The sequence below is a fragment of the Isoptericola sp. NPDC056573 genome, assembly GCF_042793335.1.
Classification (GTDB): Bacteria; Actinomycetota; Actinomycetes; order Actinomycetales; family Cellulomonadaceae; genus Isoptericola.
Genome location: NZ_JBHTUY010000002.1, coordinates 182048 through 199509, shown reverse-complemented (window position 1 = coordinate 199509; position 17462 = coordinate 182048). Strand labels below are relative to the sequence as shown.

General features: G+C 74.9%; 12 protein-coding genes. 5 read left to right on the top strand and 7 right to left on the bottom strand.

Annotation, left to right across the window (positions count from 1 at the left end; translation table 11 throughout):
• Positions 1 to 55: 55 nt before the first annotated feature.
• From ACFQ8E_RS03630 to ACFQ8E_RS03620, 3 genes are read left to right on the top strand one after another with little or no spacing between them, the layout of a single operon-like run.
• Positions 56 to 805: a response regulator transcription factor gene (locus ACFQ8E_RS03630; protein WP_430549215.1), complete on the top strand. Its 750-nt coding sequence runs from the start codon at positions 56 to 58 to the stop codon at positions 803 to 805.
• Between the two features lie 6 nt (positions 806 to 811).
• Positions 812 to 2212, top strand: a complete 1401-nt coding sequence (locus ACFQ8E_RS03625) for an ATP-binding protein (protein ID WP_430549214.1) — start codon at positions 812 to 814, stop codon at positions 2210 to 2212.
• Entirely contained in the window at positions 2209 to 3198 is a 990-nt protein-coding gene (locus ACFQ8E_RS03620) for a TAXI family TRAP transporter solute-binding subunit (RefSeq protein ID WP_430549213.1), read from the top strand. The genes ACFQ8E_RS03625 and ACFQ8E_RS03620 overlap by 4 nt, the downstream gene beginning before the upstream one ends.
• Before the next feature lie 3 nt (positions 3199 to 3201).
• Here the strand turns inward: ACFQ8E_RS03620 and galE are convergent, their stop codons facing one another.
• From galE to ACFQ8E_RS03605, 3 genes are all read right to left on the bottom strand, one after another.
• The gene (galE, locus tag ACFQ8E_RS03615; protein ID WP_430549212.1) at positions 3202 to 4305 is read right to left on the bottom strand and encodes a UDP-glucose 4-epimerase GalE; all 1104 of its coding nucleotides are present in this window, start codon (positions 4303 to 4305) and stop codon (positions 3202 to 3204) included.
• A 119-nt stretch (positions 4306 to 4424) separates the two neighbouring features.
• A complete protein-coding gene (locus ACFQ8E_RS03610) occupies positions 4425 to 6659 on the bottom strand; it encodes a HelD family protein (protein WP_430549211.1) in 2235 nt (744 codons plus the stop codon).
• A 159-nt stretch (positions 6660 to 6818) separates the two neighbouring features.
• A complete protein-coding gene (locus ACFQ8E_RS03605; protein WP_430549210.1) occupies positions 6819 to 7811 on the bottom strand; it encodes an arabinan endo-1,5-alpha-L-arabinosidase in 993 nt (330 codons plus the stop codon).
• 337 nt (positions 7812 to 8148) lie between these two features.
• Between ACFQ8E_RS03605 and ACFQ8E_RS03600 the strand changes: the two genes are divergently transcribed.
• Positions 8149 to 10227, top strand: coding sequence for a heavy metal translocating P-type ATPase (locus ACFQ8E_RS03600; protein WP_430549496.1), 2079 nt, complete (start codon positions 8149 to 8151; stop codon positions 10225 to 10227).
• An 81-nt stretch (positions 10228 to 10308) separates the two neighbouring features.
• On the opposite strand, the gene ACFQ8E_RS03595 is transcribed toward ACFQ8E_RS03600, so the two are convergent.
• The 4 genes from ACFQ8E_RS03595 to ACFQ8E_RS03580 all read right to left on the bottom strand — a co-directional run bounded on the left by ACFQ8E_RS03595 (position 10309) and on the right by ACFQ8E_RS03580 (position 16291).
• Positions 10309 to 12936 carry a polysaccharide lyase family protein gene (locus ACFQ8E_RS03595; RefSeq protein ID WP_430549209.1) on the bottom strand — a complete coding sequence of 876 codons (2628 nt, stop codon included), beginning with the start codon at positions 12934 to 12936 and terminating at the stop codon, positions 10309 to 10311.
• 67 nt (positions 12937 to 13003) lie between these two features.
• The gene (locus tag ACFQ8E_RS03590; RefSeq protein ID WP_430549208.1) at positions 13004 to 13414 is read right to left on the bottom strand and encodes a RidA family protein; all 411 of its coding nucleotides are present in this window, start codon (positions 13412 to 13414) and stop codon (positions 13004 to 13006) included.
• Positions 13411 to 14685, bottom strand: a complete 1275-nt coding sequence (locus ACFQ8E_RS03585) for an MFS transporter (protein ID WP_430549207.1) — start codon at positions 14683 to 14685, stop codon at positions 13411 to 13413. Before ACFQ8E_RS03585 ends, ACFQ8E_RS03590 begins: the two co-directional genes overlap by 4 nt.
• Before the next feature lie 61 nt (positions 14686 to 14746).
• Positions 14747 to 16291: an alpha-N-arabinofuranosidase gene (locus ACFQ8E_RS03580; RefSeq protein ID WP_430549206.1), complete on the bottom strand. Its 1545-nt coding sequence runs from the start codon at positions 16289 to 16291 to the stop codon at positions 14747 to 14749.
• 75 nt (positions 16292 to 16366) lie between these two features.
• On the opposite strand from ACFQ8E_RS03580, the gene ACFQ8E_RS03575 reads away from it, so the two are divergent.
• Positions 16367 to 17326 carry an alpha/beta hydrolase gene (locus tag ACFQ8E_RS03575; RefSeq protein ID WP_430549205.1) on the top strand — a complete coding sequence of 320 codons (960 nt, stop codon included), beginning with the start codon at positions 16367 to 16369 and terminating at the stop codon, positions 17324 to 17326.
• The last annotated feature ends 136 nt before the right edge of the window (positions 17327 to 17462 follow it).

Sequence of the window (17462 nt, the reverse complement as noted above, 5' to 3'; positions counted from 1 at the left end):
CGGCGGGTGCTCCGCTACCCTGTGCGCTCCAGGCGCCCGACGGAGGGACGGTCCCGTGCAGCTGCTCGTGGTCGAGGACGACGACCATGTCGCCGGCGCGCTCGTGTCCGTGCTCGGACGGCACGGCTACGAGGTGGTCCGCGCCCGCGACGGCGCCTCCGCCCTGCGCGAGCTGAGCCCGCGCACCGACATGGTGCTGCTCGACCTGTCGCTGCCCGACATCGACGGCTTCGAGGTCTGCCGTCGCATCCGCCGCGTCTCGGACACCCCGATCATCATGGTCACGGCGCGCACCCGGCTCGACGCGCGCATCCGCGGCCTCGAGCTCGGCGCGGACGACTACGTGACCAAGCCGTACGACGTGCGCGAGGTGCTCGCCCGCATCGACGCCGTCATGCGCCGCGGCCGCGGCCGCGAGTGGGACGGCGCCCGCGCCGAGGCCGCCGACGCGCGCGTGCGCGTCCGCGGCCTGGTGGTGGACCTCGCGCGGCGCGAGGTGCGGCGCACGGCCGGCGCGGTGGGCGACCGGGTGGGCGAGGCCGTGGGCACCGTCGTCGAGCTGACCCGCAAGGAGTTCGACCTGCTCGCGCTGCTGGTGCGCCAGCAGGGCTCGGTGCTCACGCGCGAACGGATCCTGCGCGACGTGTGGGGCTCCAGCTGGAAGGGTCTCGGCCGCACCCTCGAGGTGCACGTCGCGTCGCTGCGCCGCAAGCTCGGCGAGCCCGACGTCGTGGAGACCGTGCGCGGCGTGGGCTACCGGGTGGCGGCGCCCGACGGCGGTGGGCCCGCGGGCACGGGGGCGTAGAGGCCGATGCGGACCCGCCTGGCGATCATCCTGTTCGTGCCCTGCGTGCTGGTGCTGGCGCTGCTCGGCACCGCGTACGCGGGCAACGTCGCGCGGGCGAACCAGCAGGAGGTCTACCTCGACCGGCTCGCGGACGCGGGCTACCTGGTCATCACGGCCCGGCAGTCGCTGACCGCCGACGACCCGACGATCGTCGAGGGCGACCTGGACCGCTACCGCGAGGTGTACGGGGTGGCGGCCGCGGTCGTGGACCAGTCGGGCGCCACGTGGGCCAGCAACGGGCTCGACCTGCAGGAGGTGGACGAGCGGCAGGCGGCGCTCGCGGGCCGCCGCGGCGAGGCGGACCTCAGCTCGCTGCCGTGGAAGGCCGACCGGGTGGTGGTGGCCGAGCCCGTGTACGACGGCGGTGACCTCGTGGGCGCCGTCGTCACCGTGTCCGACGCGGAGGAGATCTCCCGCAGCATCTGGTCGAGCTGGGGCATCCTCGTCGCGGCCGGGCTGGCCATGTGCGTGCTGGCGGTCGTCATCGCGCACCGCACCGCGGGCTGGGTGCTGCGGCCGGTGCGCGCCGTCGACACCGCGATGGGCGAGATCGGCCGGGGGCGGCTCGACGCCCGCATCCCGCCGTCCACCGGGCCGCCCGAGCTGCGCGAGGTGATCACCCGGTTCAACGCGATGGCCGCCCAGGTGGAGCACTCCATGCACCGCCAGCAGGAGTTCGTCTCGAACGCGTCGCACGAGCTGCGCAACCCCCTCAACGCGCTGATGCTGCGCGTCGAGGACCTCGCCCTGTCCACGCCGCCCGAGCACGCCACCGAGGTGGCGCACGTGCGTGCGGAGGCGGTCCGCATGGCGCACATCCTCGACGCCCTGCTGCTCCTGGCCGACGACGCGAACCTGGCCGCGGGCGCCCACCCGCTGGACGTCGCCGACCTCGTCGCGCGGCGCGTGGACAGCTGGCGGCTGCTCGCCGTCGGGCGCGAGCTGACCTTCGACGACCCGGGTGACGGCGCGTGGGCCGAGCTGAACCCGATCGTGCTCGAGTGCGCGTTCGACGCCGTCCTGGACAACGCGGTGAAGTTCTCGCCCGACGGCGGCCGCGTCGAGGTCACGGTGACCGGCGGGGCGCCGGGCGGCGGGGCCGTCGAGGTGGTGGTGCGCGACCACGGCGCGGGCGTGCCGCCCGAGGAGCTGGACCGCCTCGCCGAACGGTTCTGGCGCTCGCCCGGTCACAGCACGGTGCGCGGCTCGGGGCTGGGCCTCGCCATCGCGTCGGAGCTGCTCGCCACGGGCGGCGGCGGGCTGCGGCTGGGCCTGCCGGACGGTGGGGGCCTGGAGGTGCGGCTGCGCGTGCCCGCGCTGACGGCGGTCGGCGGCGCGCCCGTCGACGCGGAGGTGACGTCGTGAGGGCGGGGCGTTCCCCGGCGGCGCGCCTCGTGGCGCTGGTCGTCGCGGCGCTGGTGGCGCTGCCGGTGCTCGCCGGGTGCGTGGGCGACGACACCGCCGGCGACCCCTGGGACGGGCAGCGCCCCGACGCGCTCACCGTGGCGACCGGCGGCTCGACCGGCATCTACCACGCGTACGGCACGGCGCTGGCGCAGGTGCTCGAGGACCGTTACGACGTGCCGGTCGCGGTCGACGAGTCGGGCGGGTCGGTGGAGAACCTCGAGAGCCTCGACGCCGGCACGGCGCAGGTGGCGTTCAGCGCCGCCGACGCCGCGCGGGACGCCGTCGCGGGCGGGGGCGAGTTCGACGAGCCGCTCGACGTCCGTGCCCTGGCCCGCGTGTACGACGACTTCCTGCACCTCGTGGTGCCGGCGAGCTCCCGGATCCGCAGCATCGACGACCTCCGGGGCAAGGACGTCTCCCTCGGGGCGCCGCAGTCGGGCACGGCCCTCATCGCCCACCGGCTGCTCGCGGCGGCGGACGTGCCCACCGAGGACCTCACCGACGCGAGGCTCGGCCTCGACGGCTCGATCGAGGCGCTGCGCGCGGGCGAGATCGACGCGTTCTTCTGGTCGGGCGGGCTGCGGACCCCGGGCCTGACGGCGCTCGCCGACGACGTGCCGGTGCGGCTCGTGCCTCTGGGCGACCTGGTCGAGGAGGTGCGCTCCCGGTACGGCAGCGGCTACCGGCACGGCATCGTCCCCGAGGGCATGTACGGGTCGTCGCGGGTGGTCGAGACGCTCGCGGTGCCGAACTTCCTCATGGTGCGCGCCGACATGCCCGACGCCGAGGCGCAGACCCTGGTGTCCACGCTGTTCGACGCGCGGGCGCAGATCGCGGCGCAGGTGCCGTCGGCGGCGAACCTCGACCGGGTGCGGGCGATCTTCACCGACCCGGTCGAGCTGCACCCCGGCGCGCTGCGGTACTACCGCGACACGAAGGACTGACGGCTACCAGGCCGCGGCGGCCGGCACGGCGGAGACGAGCCGCAGGCGGTGGCCGACGCCGCCGCGCCACGGGGCGGACGGCGCGAGGGACGTCGGGTACCCGGTGGGGTTGCGCTGGTGCCACCGCCACAGGTCGAGGCAGATGTCCTCGACGCCGCGGGTGGCACGCCAGCCGAGCTCGGCCTCCGCGCGGGCGGGGTCGGCGTACGACACGGAGACGTCGCCCTCCCGGCGGGCGGCGACGCGGTACGGCACGGTGCGGCCGGTGGCGGCCTCGAAGGCCCGGACCAGCTCGAGCACGCTGGTGGGGCGACCGCTGCCGAGGTTCCAGGTGGACAGCTGCTCCTCGGCGTCGCCGAGCGCCGCCAGGGCGGCGACGTGCCCGGCGGCGAGGTCGTCCACGTGCACGTAGTCGCGCATGGCCGTGCCGTCGGGGGTCGGGTGGTCGACGCCGTGCACCTCGAGCCCGTCGCGCAGCCCGGCCGCGGCCTCCGCGACGGCGGTGAGCAGGCTCGCCGACGCCCCCGTCCGGTCGGGCCCGAGCGACCCCGAGGGGTGCGCGCCCGCCGCGGAGAAGTGCCGCACGACGCCCACGCGCAGGGCGGGGCCGGCGTCGGCCACGACGTCGCGCAGGATCTGCTCGTTCATCGCGTGGCTGCGGCCGACCGGGCCGGTGGGGGAGAGCGGCGCGTCCTCGGCGTGCGGCAGGTCGCGACCTTCGCCGTACACGGCGGCCGACGACGACACGACGAGGCGGTCGACGCCGTACCAGGCCATGCAGCGCAGCAGCGTGAAGGTGGTGCCGAGGTTGGTCTCGTAGCTGTCCAGCGGGCGGACGCCGCGGGCGCTCGGGCTCTTGATGCCCGCGAGGTGCAGCACGGCGTCGAAGCCCTCGGTGTCGAAGAGGCGCTCGAGGGCGTCGATGTCCGCCCCGTCGAAGACGTGCACCGGCACGGGCCGGCCCGCGAGGATCTCGACCCGCTCCAGCGCCGCCGGGACACCCCGGGAGAAGTCGTCCACCACGACGACGTCGTGCCCGGCCCCGAGCAGCCGGAGCACCGTGTGAGACCCGACGTACCCGGCGCCTCCGGTCACCAGGACGCGCATGGGGGTTCCTCGCTTCACGGCTCACGGCGGTTGATGTCGCGTCGTCATCCTCGTGGCCGGGCGCGGGCGCACGCAGGCGATTTGAGGAAGGTCAGAGGGTGCAAACCGGCATCGAACCGTCACAGCACGGCGATCTGGCCCAGCTCCTGCGTGCACCGGGTGAGCGCCACGTAGAGCCCGTTCCAGCCGCGCGGCTCGGCCGTGATGCCGTCCGGGTCGACCACGACGGCGGCGTCCCACTCGAGGCCCTTCGCGTCGGTCGCGGACAGCACGGGCACGCCGTCCGGCAGCGTGTCGCGCAGCGCGGCGAGCCGGGTCGTGGGCGCGACGACGCCGACCGTGCCCCCCGCGTAGCGCCCGGCCATCCCGGCGACGGCGTCGGAGACGACCGCCGGCCACGTGCGCTCGTCGGTCTCGGCCCGCCAGGGCGCGACCGGGGCGGAGCGGACGGCGCGCGGCGGGGCGTTGCGGCTCCCCGCGCGGCGCAGCACCGGGACGGTCAGCTCCATGACCTCGCGCGGGGTGCGGTAGCAGATCGTCAGGTCGGCCCGCCGCCAGCGGTCGCCGAGGGCGTCTCCGACGGCCTCGGCCCAGTCGGTCTGCCGGTGCGCGGACGAGGCCTGGTCGATGTCGCCGACGGCGGTGACGGACCGGGTGGGGCAGCGGCGCACCACCATGTGCCACTGCATGCCGGACAGCTCCTGCGCCTCGTCCACCACCACGTGGCCGTACGCCCAGTCGCGGCGGGCGGCGGCGCGCGCGGCGACGAACACGCCGTCGCGGGTGTCCTCGCCGGTCTCGTCGCCGGCGCCGTCGAGCGGGTCGCCGAGCAGGTCGGCGAGGGCGTCGAGGAGCGGCACGTCGCTGCTCGACCAGCCGTCCTCGCCGCCGGCCGGCTCGGCGACCACGCGGGCGACGTCCGCGGCGGTGAGGTCGGTGGCGTGCGCGGCCAGGAGGTCGGCGTCGTGCAGCAGGCGGGCGAGCTCGGCGGCCAGGTCGCGGCGCGGCCACCACGCGTCGAGCGCCGCGGCGACGCCGCGGTCGGCCGCGGCGCGCACCCGCAGCGCCTCGAGGTCGGACTCGGACAGCACGCCGTCGACGTCGGAACCGGTCGCACCGGTGGGCACGGCCCGGTCGTCGGCGGCGGCCAGGCGGGCGTCGAGCTGGCCCAGCACGTCCTCGAAGCCCTCCTCGGCGCGGGCGAGCAGCTCGGCCTGGCGGTCGGCGACGGCGTCGACGAGGAGCTCGTGCACCCGCTCGGTCACGCGCTCGCGGGCCTGGTGGTACGAGCCCGCACCCACCGCACCGCGGCGCGCGGCCGCCAGCTGCGCCGCGGACAGCACGTGCTCCTCGCCGTCGAGCGCCAGCGCGAGCGGCCCGTCGTCCGGCTCGAGCGACGCGACGAACCGGCGCAACGCGGGGAGCCACGACGACCGACCCTTGAGCTCCGCGACGTCGCGCCCCTCGGCGCGCGTGGGCCGCACGCCCGGCACCAGCGTGTCGCACGTGGCGGAGACGACCGCCGTCTCCCCGAGCGCCGGGAGCACCTGGGCGATGTAGTCGAGGAAGCGCGTCGACGGCCCCAGCACGAGCACGCCGCGCTCCGCCAGGTGCGGCTGCGCGAACAGCAGGTAGGCGACGCGGTGCAGCGCCACGACCGTCTTGCCCGTGCCCGGGCCGCCCTGCACCACCAGCGGGGTGCGGGCATCGGCGCGCACGACGTCGTCCTGCTCGCGCTGCAGGGTGGCGACGGCGGTGCCCATCCGGCCGGTGCGCCGCTCGTCCAGCGCGGCGAGCAGCGCTCCCTCGCCGACCAGGCCGGAGTCGTCCAGCCCGCCGTCGAGGGGCTCGTCGTCGACGCCGACCACCTCCGGCCCGCGCGTGCGCACGTGCCGGCGGCGGCGCACGCCCTGCGGGTCCACCGGCGTCGCCGTGTAGAACGGCCGGGAGACGGCGGCGCGCCAGTCCACGACCAGCGGCTCGTCGTCCTCGGTGGCTCCGGGCAGCCCGACGCGGCCGAGCCGCCGCACCGAGCCGTCGTCGCCGTCGAGCCGGCCGAAGACCAGGCCGTGGTCCGCCGCCCGGAGCTCCGCGCGCCGCGCCCGCAGCCGCGCGACCCGGGCGCGGGCGGCGGCGTCCTCGGGGCGCGCGGCCGTCAGCGTGACCTCCAGCTCGTCGAGCACCGTGGCGCGTCGTGACCATGCGGCGTCGAGGGCGGCCTGCTCCTCCTCGAGCGCGCCCGCGACGGCGTCGTCGACGGCGTCGGAGGTCGTGGCGGAGGTCGTGTCGGAGGTCGTGTCGGAGCTGGCATCGACGGTGGTGACGGAGGGGTACGGGGTGGCGGGCTGGGGCACGAGACCTCTTTCGTACGGTGTACGGGGCCCTGCCCCAACGCGCCGCCTCCCGCGATTGTTCCCCGCGCGCCCGAACCGCAGCGCCGAACAGGCGGTTGCGCACGTTCTCAGGCGTCAGAACGTGCGCAACGGCCTGTTCGGCAGGGGAGGGCGGCGCTGTCAGTAGACGTACGGCCACCCGGCGTCGTCGTAGCCGAGCAGGTTGATGCCGAGGAACGACGCTCCCGAGTCGGCGTAGTAGTGGTACATCAGCACGTCGGCGTCGACGTCGGAGAAGACGGTCTGGTGGCCGGGCCCGTGGATCGACCCGTGCCCGGCGAGCACCTGCGTGCCGCCACCCTGGGTCATGGGGACGCCGGCGCGGTCGACGTACGGGCCGGTGACCGACGTCGAGCGCCCGACCATGACGCGGTAGGTGGAGTCGGCGCCCTGGCAGCACGCGTCGAACGACACGTAGAGGTAGTAGTGGTCGCCGCGGCGGTGGATGGTGGGCGCCTCGATCGCGCCGCCGCCGCGTCCGGCGAGCGCGTGGAACGCGGAGCCCGAGCGCAGGCCCGACTCCGGGTCGAGGCGGATCATCTTGATGCCCGACCAGAACGAGCCGAAGCTCAGCCACCACCGGCCGTCGCCGTCCACGACGAGCGCGGGGTCGATCGCGTTGAAGTCGTCGGAGGTGCTCGACTCGACGACCTTGCCGCGGTGCGTCCAGGTGCCCGGGTCGCCGGTGGGGCTCGTGGCCAGGAAGATCGCGGACCGGTTCACGCCGAACGACGACGCCGAGTACCAGAGGTAGTACTGCCCGTTCGCGTGGTGGATCTCCGGCGCCCACAGGTGCGTGCCGCCGCCGGTGTACGGGTCGGCCCAGGGCGTGCCGCCGGGGAACGCGGCGCCGACCTCAGTCCAGCGCGTGCGGTCCGTGGACGTCTTGAGGCGGACGCCCTCGCCGGTGCTGGCGACGAGGTAGGTGCCGTCGGGCTTCCGCACGACGTCGGGGTCGTGCACCCCGGTGTCGCCGGTGACGACGCCGGGGCCGGGATAGTCGGCGGCGGCGGCGGTCGTGGTGACGGCGGCGGATCCGAACACCAGCGCGGCCGCGGTGACGGCGGTGGTCGCGCTGGCGGCGAGCCTGGTCCAGGCGGTGCGGGCGTTCATGGTGCTCCTCTTCGTCGAGGGATCTCAGTGAGCGTTCGCGTGCCCGGGGAATGTTTCCATCGTTGTAGAAGCGCCGCAAGGGTGACGGTGCAGGTCGGAGGGGCGACGTCGGCTCGTCAGGGGTCGCGGAATACGGGCGGGGGGTATATGGTTGGCGGCAGGACAGTACCCCTAGGGGGTATCAGTCGAGATCGCGAACCCGTCCGTCCGAGGCAAGGATCGAGCTGTGGACCACTCCTCTCACGACCAGCACACGGGGCACCGGGGCCCCGACGCCGCACGCGTCCTGGAGCACGACCACCACGCGCACGAGGGCCACGACATGTCCGGCCACGACATGTCTGGCCACGACATGTCTGGCCACGACATGTCTGGCCATGACATGTCCGGCCACGGCGGCCACGCGGGCCACGGCGATCACGTGGGCCAGTTCCGCCGGCTGTTCTGGATCATGCTGGCGCTGGCGGTGCCGACCGTCGCACTGTCGCCGATGTTCGCGATGGTGCTCGGCTACGAGCTCCCGGACGCGGCGTGGGTCGACTGGGTCTCGCCGGTGCTCGGCACGGTGATCTACGTGTGGGGCGGTCGGCCGTTCCTCACGGGCGCGGTGTCGGAGCTCAGGGCCCGCAAGCCCGGGATGATGCTGCTCATCGGCCTGGCGATCACGGTCGCCTTCGTCGCGTCGCTGGGCGCCAGCGTCGGCGTGCTCGACCACCAGCTCGACTTCTGGTGGGAGCTCGCGCTGCTGGTCGTCATCATGCTGCTGGGCCACTGGATCGAGATGCGGTCCCTGGCGCAGACCACCTCCGCGCTCGACTCGCTGGCGGCGCTGCTGCCGGACGAGGCGGAGCGCGTCGAGCAGGGCACGGCGGGCGAGCAGGTCGTCACGGTGTCGCCGTCGGACCTCCGCGTGGGCGACGTCGTCCTGGTGCGGCCGGGCGGCAGCGTCCCCGCCGACGGTCGCGTGGTCGACGGCCGCGCCGAGATGGACGAGTCGATGGTGACGGGCGAGTCGCGCACCGTGGGCCGCACCGTGGGCGACGCCGTCACCGCCGGCACGGTCGCGACCGACTCCGGCCTGCGCGTCGAGGTCACCGCGACCGGCGACGACACCGCGCTCGCCGGCATCCAGCGGCTGGTGGCCGAGGCGCAGGCGTCGTCGTCGCGGGCCCAGCGGCTCGCCGACCGCGCGGCGGGCTGGCTCTTCTGGTTCGCGCTGGGCGCCGCGGTCGTCACCGCCCTCGCCTGGACGGCTCTCGGGCTGCCGGACGACGCCGTGGTCCGCACCATCACCGTCCTCGTCATCGCCTGCCCCCACGCGCTGGGCCTGGCCATCCCGCTGGTGGTCTCCATCGCGACCGAGCGGGCCGCCCGCGGGGGCGTGCTCGTCAAGGACCGCCTGGCGCTGGAGAGCATGCGCACCGTGGACGCCGTCCTGTTCGACAAGACCGGCACGCTGACCAAGGGCGAGCCGACGGTCGCGGACGTCGCGGCGGTCGGCGACGTGGACGCCGACACGGTCCTCGCGCTCGCGGCGTCCGCCGAGGCGGACAGCGAGCACCCGCTCGCCCGGGCGATCGTCCGGGCGGCCGGGGCCCGCGGCCTCGACGTCCCGCGCGCGACGGACTTCGCGTCGTCGCCCGCCGTCGGCGTGGTCGCGACGGTCGACGGGCACGAGGTGTGCGTCGGGGGCCCGCGCCTCCTCGAGGAGCAGCTCGGGGAGCAGGGCGCCGGCGAGGTCCCGCAGGCGGACGCCTGGCGCGCGGACGGCGCGATCATCCTGCACGTGCTGCGCGACGGCGCCGTCGTCGGCGGGCTGAAGCTCGCGGACGAGGTGCGGCCGGAGTCCGCCGAGGCGGTCGCGGCCCTGCACCGGCGGGGCGTGCAGGTCGTGATGATCACGGGAGATGCCGAGGCGGTGGCCCGCTCGGTCGCCGACGAGCTCGGCGTCGACCGGTACTTCGCCGGCGTGCGGCCGGAGGACAAGTCGGCGCGCGTGGCCGGGCTGCAGGCCGAGGGCCACCGGGTCGCGATGGTCGGCGACGGCGTCAACGACGCCCCCGCGCTCGCGCAGGCGGACGTCGGCATCGCGATCGGCGCCGGCACGGACGTCGCCATCGCGTCGGCGGGCGTCATCCTCGCCAGCGACGACCCCCGGTCCGTGCTGTCCGTGATCGAGCTGTCGCGGGCCAGCTACCGCAAGATGAAGCAGAACCTGTGGTGGGCGGCGGGCTACAACCTGCTGTCCGTGCCGCTGGCGGCGGGCGTGCTCGCCCCCGTCGGGTTCGTGCTACCGATGTCCGTCGGCGCGCTGCTGATGTCGCTGTCCACCGTGGTGGTGGCGCTCAACGCGCAGCTGCTGCGACGGCTGGACCTGCGGCCCGACGTCGCCACCCGGGGGGTGCTGGACCGCTGACGGCGGGGCCCTGAGCTCAGTCCTCCGGTGCGAGATCGGTCGGGATGTCGACCGATCTCGCACCGGAGGACCGCACTCGGCTCAGGCGATCTCGAGCCGGACGGCGTCGTAGGCCGCCTCGTTCCACAGGTGCTCGGCGCCGGCGTTGATCTGCAGCGTGATCTCGTTCCCGGCCGGCTTGAGCAGGGCCGCGTCGAAGGCGATCTCGCGGGTGTAGCTCCGCCCGCCCCGTGCGCTGCGGTACGTGGCCCCCTTCGCGTCCTCGGGCCCGAAGGTCCAGACGAACGGCTCTCCGTTGACCCTGATCGTGAGGTTGCTGTTCTCCGGCGGCACGGGCAGCGCGGAGCCCATGGCCCACGCCGCCAGCGCGACCGTCAGGGTGGCCCGCGCGCCCGCCGCCGGCGCGCGACCGAGGTCGAACAGGATGCGCCACGGGCTCTCCTGCCGGGTGACGTGCAGCCGGTACGTCGTCGGCGCCGTCGACCCGGCGTCGTCGTCGTTCACCACGACCTCGAGCACGGTGCGCTGCGCGTGCAGGGGCACGGCGAGCCCGGCCTCGGGCACGACGTCGCCCGCGATCGTCACGCGTGCGCCGCCCCGGCCGGTGGCCCGGACCGTCACCGACTCCTGGTCCCAGGGCAGGTCGGCGGCGAAGTCGGAGCGGAACGTGCTGAAGCCCGGCACCAGGTCCGCGCCGTCGACCTCGAGGCTCCCGAGCACGGGGAGCGCGGCGTCCGCCGCGAGGATCTCGACGGCGTTGAGGCGGCCGTCGCCGCCGGCGAGCAGGTCGAGCCGGCCCCCGGTAACGGTCACCGTCGCGGTGTGCACGGCGTACTCGCCGCGGCCCGAGTCGAGGGCCACCGGCGCGCCGCCGCCGAACGAGACCTGCGTCTTGTTGGCCGCGATGTCGTCGCCGGAGAGCACGGTGACCTCGTACTCGCCGTCGGGCAGGTCCACCGCGAACGTGTAGCCGGAGCCGACGACGAAGTCGCGCTGCAGGTCTCCGTCCGACCCTCGGTCCCGGGAGTCGACCGTACGGTCGAGGCCGAAGCCCGCCCCGGCGGAGTACAGCGTGTTCTGCGCGACCCGCTGGTACCCGGCGGCGACGGGGCTGGACGCGGTGCCGAAGTCGAACAGCCAGACGCCGTCGGCGTCCTCGGGGAGCACCGTGCCCTCCGGCGCCTGCACCGGGTACGACCGCTGGTACTGGATGTAGTTCCAGTCCTGCGGGGTGCTCTTGCCGACCGTGAAGGTGACGCCGTCGGGGAAGTCGTCGTGGAACGACTCGAACAGGCCGTAGCGCCGGAACTCCCGGCCGTGGCGGAACTCGCCCGAGTCGCGGCTGGGCGTGCCGAGCTGGAACACCGTTCGCCCGTGGCTCGTGGGCTCCCACAGCATGCGGCCCAGCGTGACCTCCTGGCCGGCGCCGACCTCGACGTCGTCGATCACGTACTCGCCCCACAGGCCGCCGCCGTAGACCGTGAGGCGGTAGGTGCCGGGGCGCACGTGGTCGAGCGTGAACTGGCCGCCCGGCCCGGCGTCGGCCCAGTAGTTGTGCCCGAGCACGGAGTCCTGCATGGGCGTGCCGTTGTCCGACAGCACGACGACGGCGCCGTCCAGCTTCGGCACCCCGGGGACCCGGACCGTGCCGCGCACGCGCGACCGCTCGGTGGTGGGCGTCCAGCCCTCGATCGCCAGGCGGTCGTAGAACTCGGCGTGCGACTCGAACCGCGCCTGGCGGGCGGCGTCGCGGCGCAGGGCCCGCGGGTCGTCGCCCTTGTTGAGGTAGACGAAGTACGGGCCGTAGGTCTTCTGCCAGGCCTGCCCGGCGGCGACGCGCACCGGCGGCGCGCCGTAGTGGGTGGCCTGCGGCTCCACGAGCAGCACGGGGGTGTCGCCGGTCTGGTGCAGGATCAGGTCCTGGCGCACCGGGCCGCCGCTGAACCCCTCGAGGTTCGGCAGGGCGGCCCACATGCCGTAGCCGCTGCCGTACAGCCCGTGCAGGCTGTGGTCCTTCATGGACACGGCCCAGTCGTACTTCGTGTAGTAGCGGCGGGGGTAGGTGGAGCCGGTGCCCTCGAGGTCGTAGGTCGCGTCCATCACCATCTCGGCCCGCGAGATCTCGGCCCCGGTGGGCATGCGCGCCGCGGCCTCGCGCCACGGGACCGCGTCGGCCTCGTCGGGCACGGAGGCGTGCGTGAAGACGCCGCCCGCGGTGTAGAAGACGTACCGGTGCTGGTCGGTGCGGAAGCCGTGCAGCTCCGCCGGGTGGTCGTAGCTGTAGGCCAGGTGGATGCCGGCCTCGCCGGAGCGCACGACGTGGTGCCGCACGAGCCAGCACGGCATGTCGCCCGACGGGCTGTGGTGGTAGGCGACGTCGACGAAGTCCTGCTCGACCCGGACGGTGAGGTGGTTGTCCGCCGGCGGGAGCGGCAGGCCCCCGCCCTCGCGGACGGTGTTCATGTCGTAGTTCCCGCGGCCGACCAGGTTCACGCCGTCGTAGACGAGCGAGGTGGTCCGACCATTCGACTTGTCGACGGTCAGGCGGACGAGGCCGTTGTCCACCACGACGTGCGTGTCCGTCTCGACGACCTCAGGCGGGCCCGAGGCGGCGGCGCGTGGGGCCTGCGCCCACGGCAGCAACGCTGTTGCGGTGAACCCGGCCAGCTTCCCGAACGTGCGCCGCGTCATTGCGGCCGATGTGGTCATGCCACGGGAAATTAGCACGATTCAATCGTCGATTGGAAGGATTCATCGGACGACTGGGGTATCGAGTTCAGACCGCGGGCGGGAGCGCGGCGGTCAGGTCCACCTCGACGAGCTGGCCGGAAAAGCCGAGCTGGGCCACCCCGAGCAGCGTGCTGGCGGTGGTGAACGCGGGGGCCAGCGGCGAGTCGAGCAGGCGCTGCCAGGCCGCCGCGAGATCCGCCCGGTCGGCGCTGCGGACGTAGACGACGGACCGCACGACGTCGCCGGGCGCGGCGCCCGCGCCGTCGAGCGCGAGGAGCGCGTTGGCGACCACCTGGTCGACCTGGGCCGCCAGGTCGCCGGGCCCCACCAGCCGGCCGTCGGCGTCCAGCGGGCACTGGCCCGCCAGGTACGCCGTCCGCCCCGCCTCGACGACCGTGACGTGGTGGTAGCCCGGGGTCGCGTGCAGGCCGGCGGGGTCGAGCCGCGTGATCGTCATGCCCCGAGTGTCACGGCCTCCCGCGCCTCGGTCGACGGATTTCGCGCGCCGCGGCGCAGCACGACGAGGTTGAGCGCCGCCGCGGCGAGCAGGACGACGGCGGTGGCGACGAAGACGGCGCGCAGGCCGGCCTGGGCGGCCACCAGGCCGCCGAGCACGGGCCCCGCGACCTGCCCCACGTACTGCGCGGAGACGCCGAGCCCCAGCACCCGGCCGACGGCGTCCGGCGGGGCGAGGTGGCGCACCGCCGCCGTGATCGACGGCAGCAGGCCGCCGAGGCTGAGGCCGAGCAGCACGCGCAGCACGCCGAGCTGCCAGACGTTCGTCACGAGCGCCTGCGCCAGCGCCAGCACGCCCGCTGCGGCGAGACAGGCGACGACCACGCGCGTGTGCCCGACCCGGTCGGCGAGCCGGCCGACCCGCGGCGCCGCGACGACGCTGCCCAGGGCGGTCAGCGCGACGAGGATCCCCGCGACGCCCGCGGCGTGCGAGAGCTGGCCCAGGTCCTCCACGTACACCGTGACGATCGGCTCGATCGACATCGTCGAGAACAGCAGCAGGCTCGACGTCGCCAGCAGGGCGACGACCGCGCCCGGGCGCTGCACCTGCGACCACACGCCGCGACGCCGTGCGGCGGCCCGGGGCGGCCGCGGCCCGGTCCGCGGCTCGCGGAGCAGGAGCGTCGTGGCGAGGAACGCCAGGAAGATCACCGCCCCGCACACGACGAACGTCGCCCGGATGCCCACCCAGGCGGGCACGAAGCCGCCGACCAGCGGCCCGACGACGTTGCCCGCGAGGATGCCGGACGACAGCACCCCGAGCGCCCACGCGCTGCGGTCCTTCGGCGTCTGCGCGGCCACGAGGATGGTCGCCCCCGAGGAGTAGCCGCCGAGCAGGCCCACCAGCAGCCGGACCGCGACGAGCTGCTCGACGCTCTGCACGAACCCGAGCAGCGTCATCGCGACCGCCATCCCCAGGCTGGCGCGCACCAGCATCGACTTGCGGCCGAACCGGTCGCCGAGCGCTCCCCACAGCGGCGCGGTGAGCGCCGCCGTGAGGAACGTGGCCCCGTACGCGACCCCCGACCAGCGCACGACGGCGGCCGGGTCGTCCACGCCGAGCTGCCGCACGTACTCCGGCAGGAACGGCACCAGCAGGGTCATCGCCACGAGCGTGGTGAACGACCCGACCGTGCCGACGGCGAGGTTGCGCCGCCAGTACCGGTGCTCGGGGTCGGCGACGGCGGGGTCCTCGACGTCAGGGCTGGTCATGCCCCAGGTCTACACCCGGCGTCCGGTCAGTGGGACCGTCTGTCTCAGATAGTGGCACGCGCTACGACGCGAGCGTGAGGCGCACCGTCGCGAACGCCGCCGGCGGCAGCTCCGCCGTGAGCACGCCGTCGGTCACCGTCACCCCGTCGAGCGGGCGCGGCGCGACGGCGTCGGGCGCGTCGAAGGTGTTGTGCGCGGCCGGGTCGTCGGCGGCGAGCACGGTGGCGACGGGGTCGCTCACCGCCCGCCCGCGCAGGTCGACGCGCACCGTGGCCGGGGCGTCCGGGTCGAGGTTGGTCAGCGAGACCAGCACCGCGCCGTCCTTCGTGGACGCCGAGGCCGACACCGTGCCGACGGGTGTGCCGTCGACGTCGTGCGTGGCGCGCGCGACGCGCTCGCGCACCGGGAGGCTCGCGGCGTCGTGGTGGCCCGCGCTCATCGCGAAGGCGTGGAACGTGGGCGTCTTGATCATCTTCGCGCCGTCCGTGAGGAGCATGGACTGCAGCACGTTGACCGTCTGGGCGATGTTCGCCAGGCGCAGCCGGCGGGCGTGGTCGTGGAAGGCGTCGAAGTGCACCGACGCGACGAGGGCGTCGCGCATGGCGTTCTGCTGGTACAGGAAGCCGGGGTTGGTGTCCCGCTCCACGTTCCACCAGGTGCCCCACTCGTCGAGCGCGAGCCCGAGCCTGGCCTCCGGGTCGTAGGCGTCCATCACGGCCGAGTGGCCGGCGATGATGCGGCGCACGTCGAGCGCCTTGCGCATCGTGGCCCAGTACTCGTCGCGCGTGAACTCGGTGGCGGCGCCCTTGTCCCCCCACGTCCCGGCGAACGTGTAGAAGTGGAACGAGACCATCTGCCACAGGTCGCGCGGCTCCGCGTCGCCGAGCTTCGCCACCTGCTGCATGAGCGTCTCGGTCCACGCGTAGTCGTCGTCCGACGCGCCCGCCGCCACCCGCACGAGGCGGTTGCCGCCGTGGTCGCGGGCGTACGTCGCGTGCTGGCGGGCGAGCGACGCGAACTGGTCGGCGCGCAGGTTGCCGCCGCAGCCCCACGGCTCGTTGCCGATGCCGAAGAACGACACGCCCCACGGCTCGTCACGACCGTGCTCGCGGCGCAGGCGTGCCATCGGCGAGTCGTCGCCGCGGGTCAGGTACTCGACCCAGTCCGCCGTCTCCTGCACCGTGCCGGAGCCGACGTTCCCCGAGATGTACGGGGCCGTGCCCAGCAGGTCGCACAGCGCCATGAACTCGTGCGTGCCGAACGCGTTGTCCTCGACGACGTCGCCCCAGTGCGTGTTGACGATGCGGGGGCGGTCGGCCGCCGGGCCCACGCCGTCGCGCCAGTGGTACGTGTCGGCGAAGCAGCCGCCGGGCCAGCGCAGGTTCGGGATCGCCAGCTCGCGCAGCGCCTCCACCACGTCGGTGCGGATGCCGCCGACGTTCGGGATGTCGGAGTCCTCGCCCACCCAGAAGCCCTCGTAGACGCACCGGCCGAGGTGCTCGGCGAAGTGGCCGTACAGGTGGCGGCTGATCGTGGGGCCGGGGACGTCGAGGTCGACGACGGCGTCGAGGGCGAGGTCGGGCGTGGTCGCGGACAGGTCGGTCACGGGGGAATCCTCCAACGTTGCAGGTGGCGGTCAGACGATACCTGCGGAGCCCCGCGCGGATGCCAGACTCCTCACGTGCCGAACACCCCGGATCCCGCCCCCGCCTGGCTGCGCGTCACGACGCTCGCCGTCGCGGCTGCCGCCACGGTCGTCGTCGTGTGGGCGTGCGCGACGGCGTGGGGGGCGGTGGTGCACGGGCACCCGGCGTACGCGGTGCTGCTGGCACTGACCCTGGTCGGCGCGGTCGGCGTCGGGGTGCGGGCGCTGCGCCGTCGCCCCTCGCGACCCGGCTGGCGGCGCGCGGGACGGGTGGCGCTGCTCGTCCTCGGGGCCGTGGGGGTCGTGCTGGTCGCGTGGCTGCGCCCCTTCGGCGCGGTCGAGCCGGCGCTCGCGGCGATGCGCTCGGACGACACGGTGACGGTGACCGAGGGCGCCACCCGGTACACGCTGGCCCCGGCGGACGGCGGGGACGGCACGGCCGTGTTCTTTCAGCCGGGCGCGCGGGTCGACGCCCGCGCGTACGCGGCGGTGCTGCGGCCGCTGGCCGAGGCGGGGCACACCGTCGTCGTCGCGAAGCAGCCGCTCGGCATCGCCTTCCTCGCCACGGGGGCGTTCGACGACGCCCGCGCGGCGTTGGACGCGGACCGCTGGGTCGTGGGCGGCCACTCGCTCGGCGGCACCGTCGCGGCCATGGCGGCGGACGCCGCGGACGACGACGCCGAGGCGCCCGCGGCCGGGCTGCTGCTGTTCGCCTCCTACCCGGCGGACGACATGAGCGGGACGCTCACGGCCGCCGTCGCGTCCGTCTCCGGCAGCGAGGACGGCCTCGCGACGCCGGCGAAGATCGACGCCTCGCGGGCCGACCTGCCCGCCGACGCGGTCTTCACCGTCGTCGAGGGCGCCGGGCACGCGTTCTTCGGGGACTACGGCCCGCAGCCCGGCGACGGCACCCCGACCATCTCCCACGACGACGCCCGCGCGCAGATCTCCGCGGCCGCCGTCGCCTTCGTCGACGGCCTCACCCCCGCGAGGTAGCCCAGACCCCCGCGAGGTAGTGGACCAGTCCACTACCTCGCGGGGGCGGGGCAATACTGGGCGGGGTGGGGGACTCCCCGAAGCGCGGGGAGCCGCGGAGAGGAGCGCGGGGAGGGGGTGGGTTAGAGACCCCCCA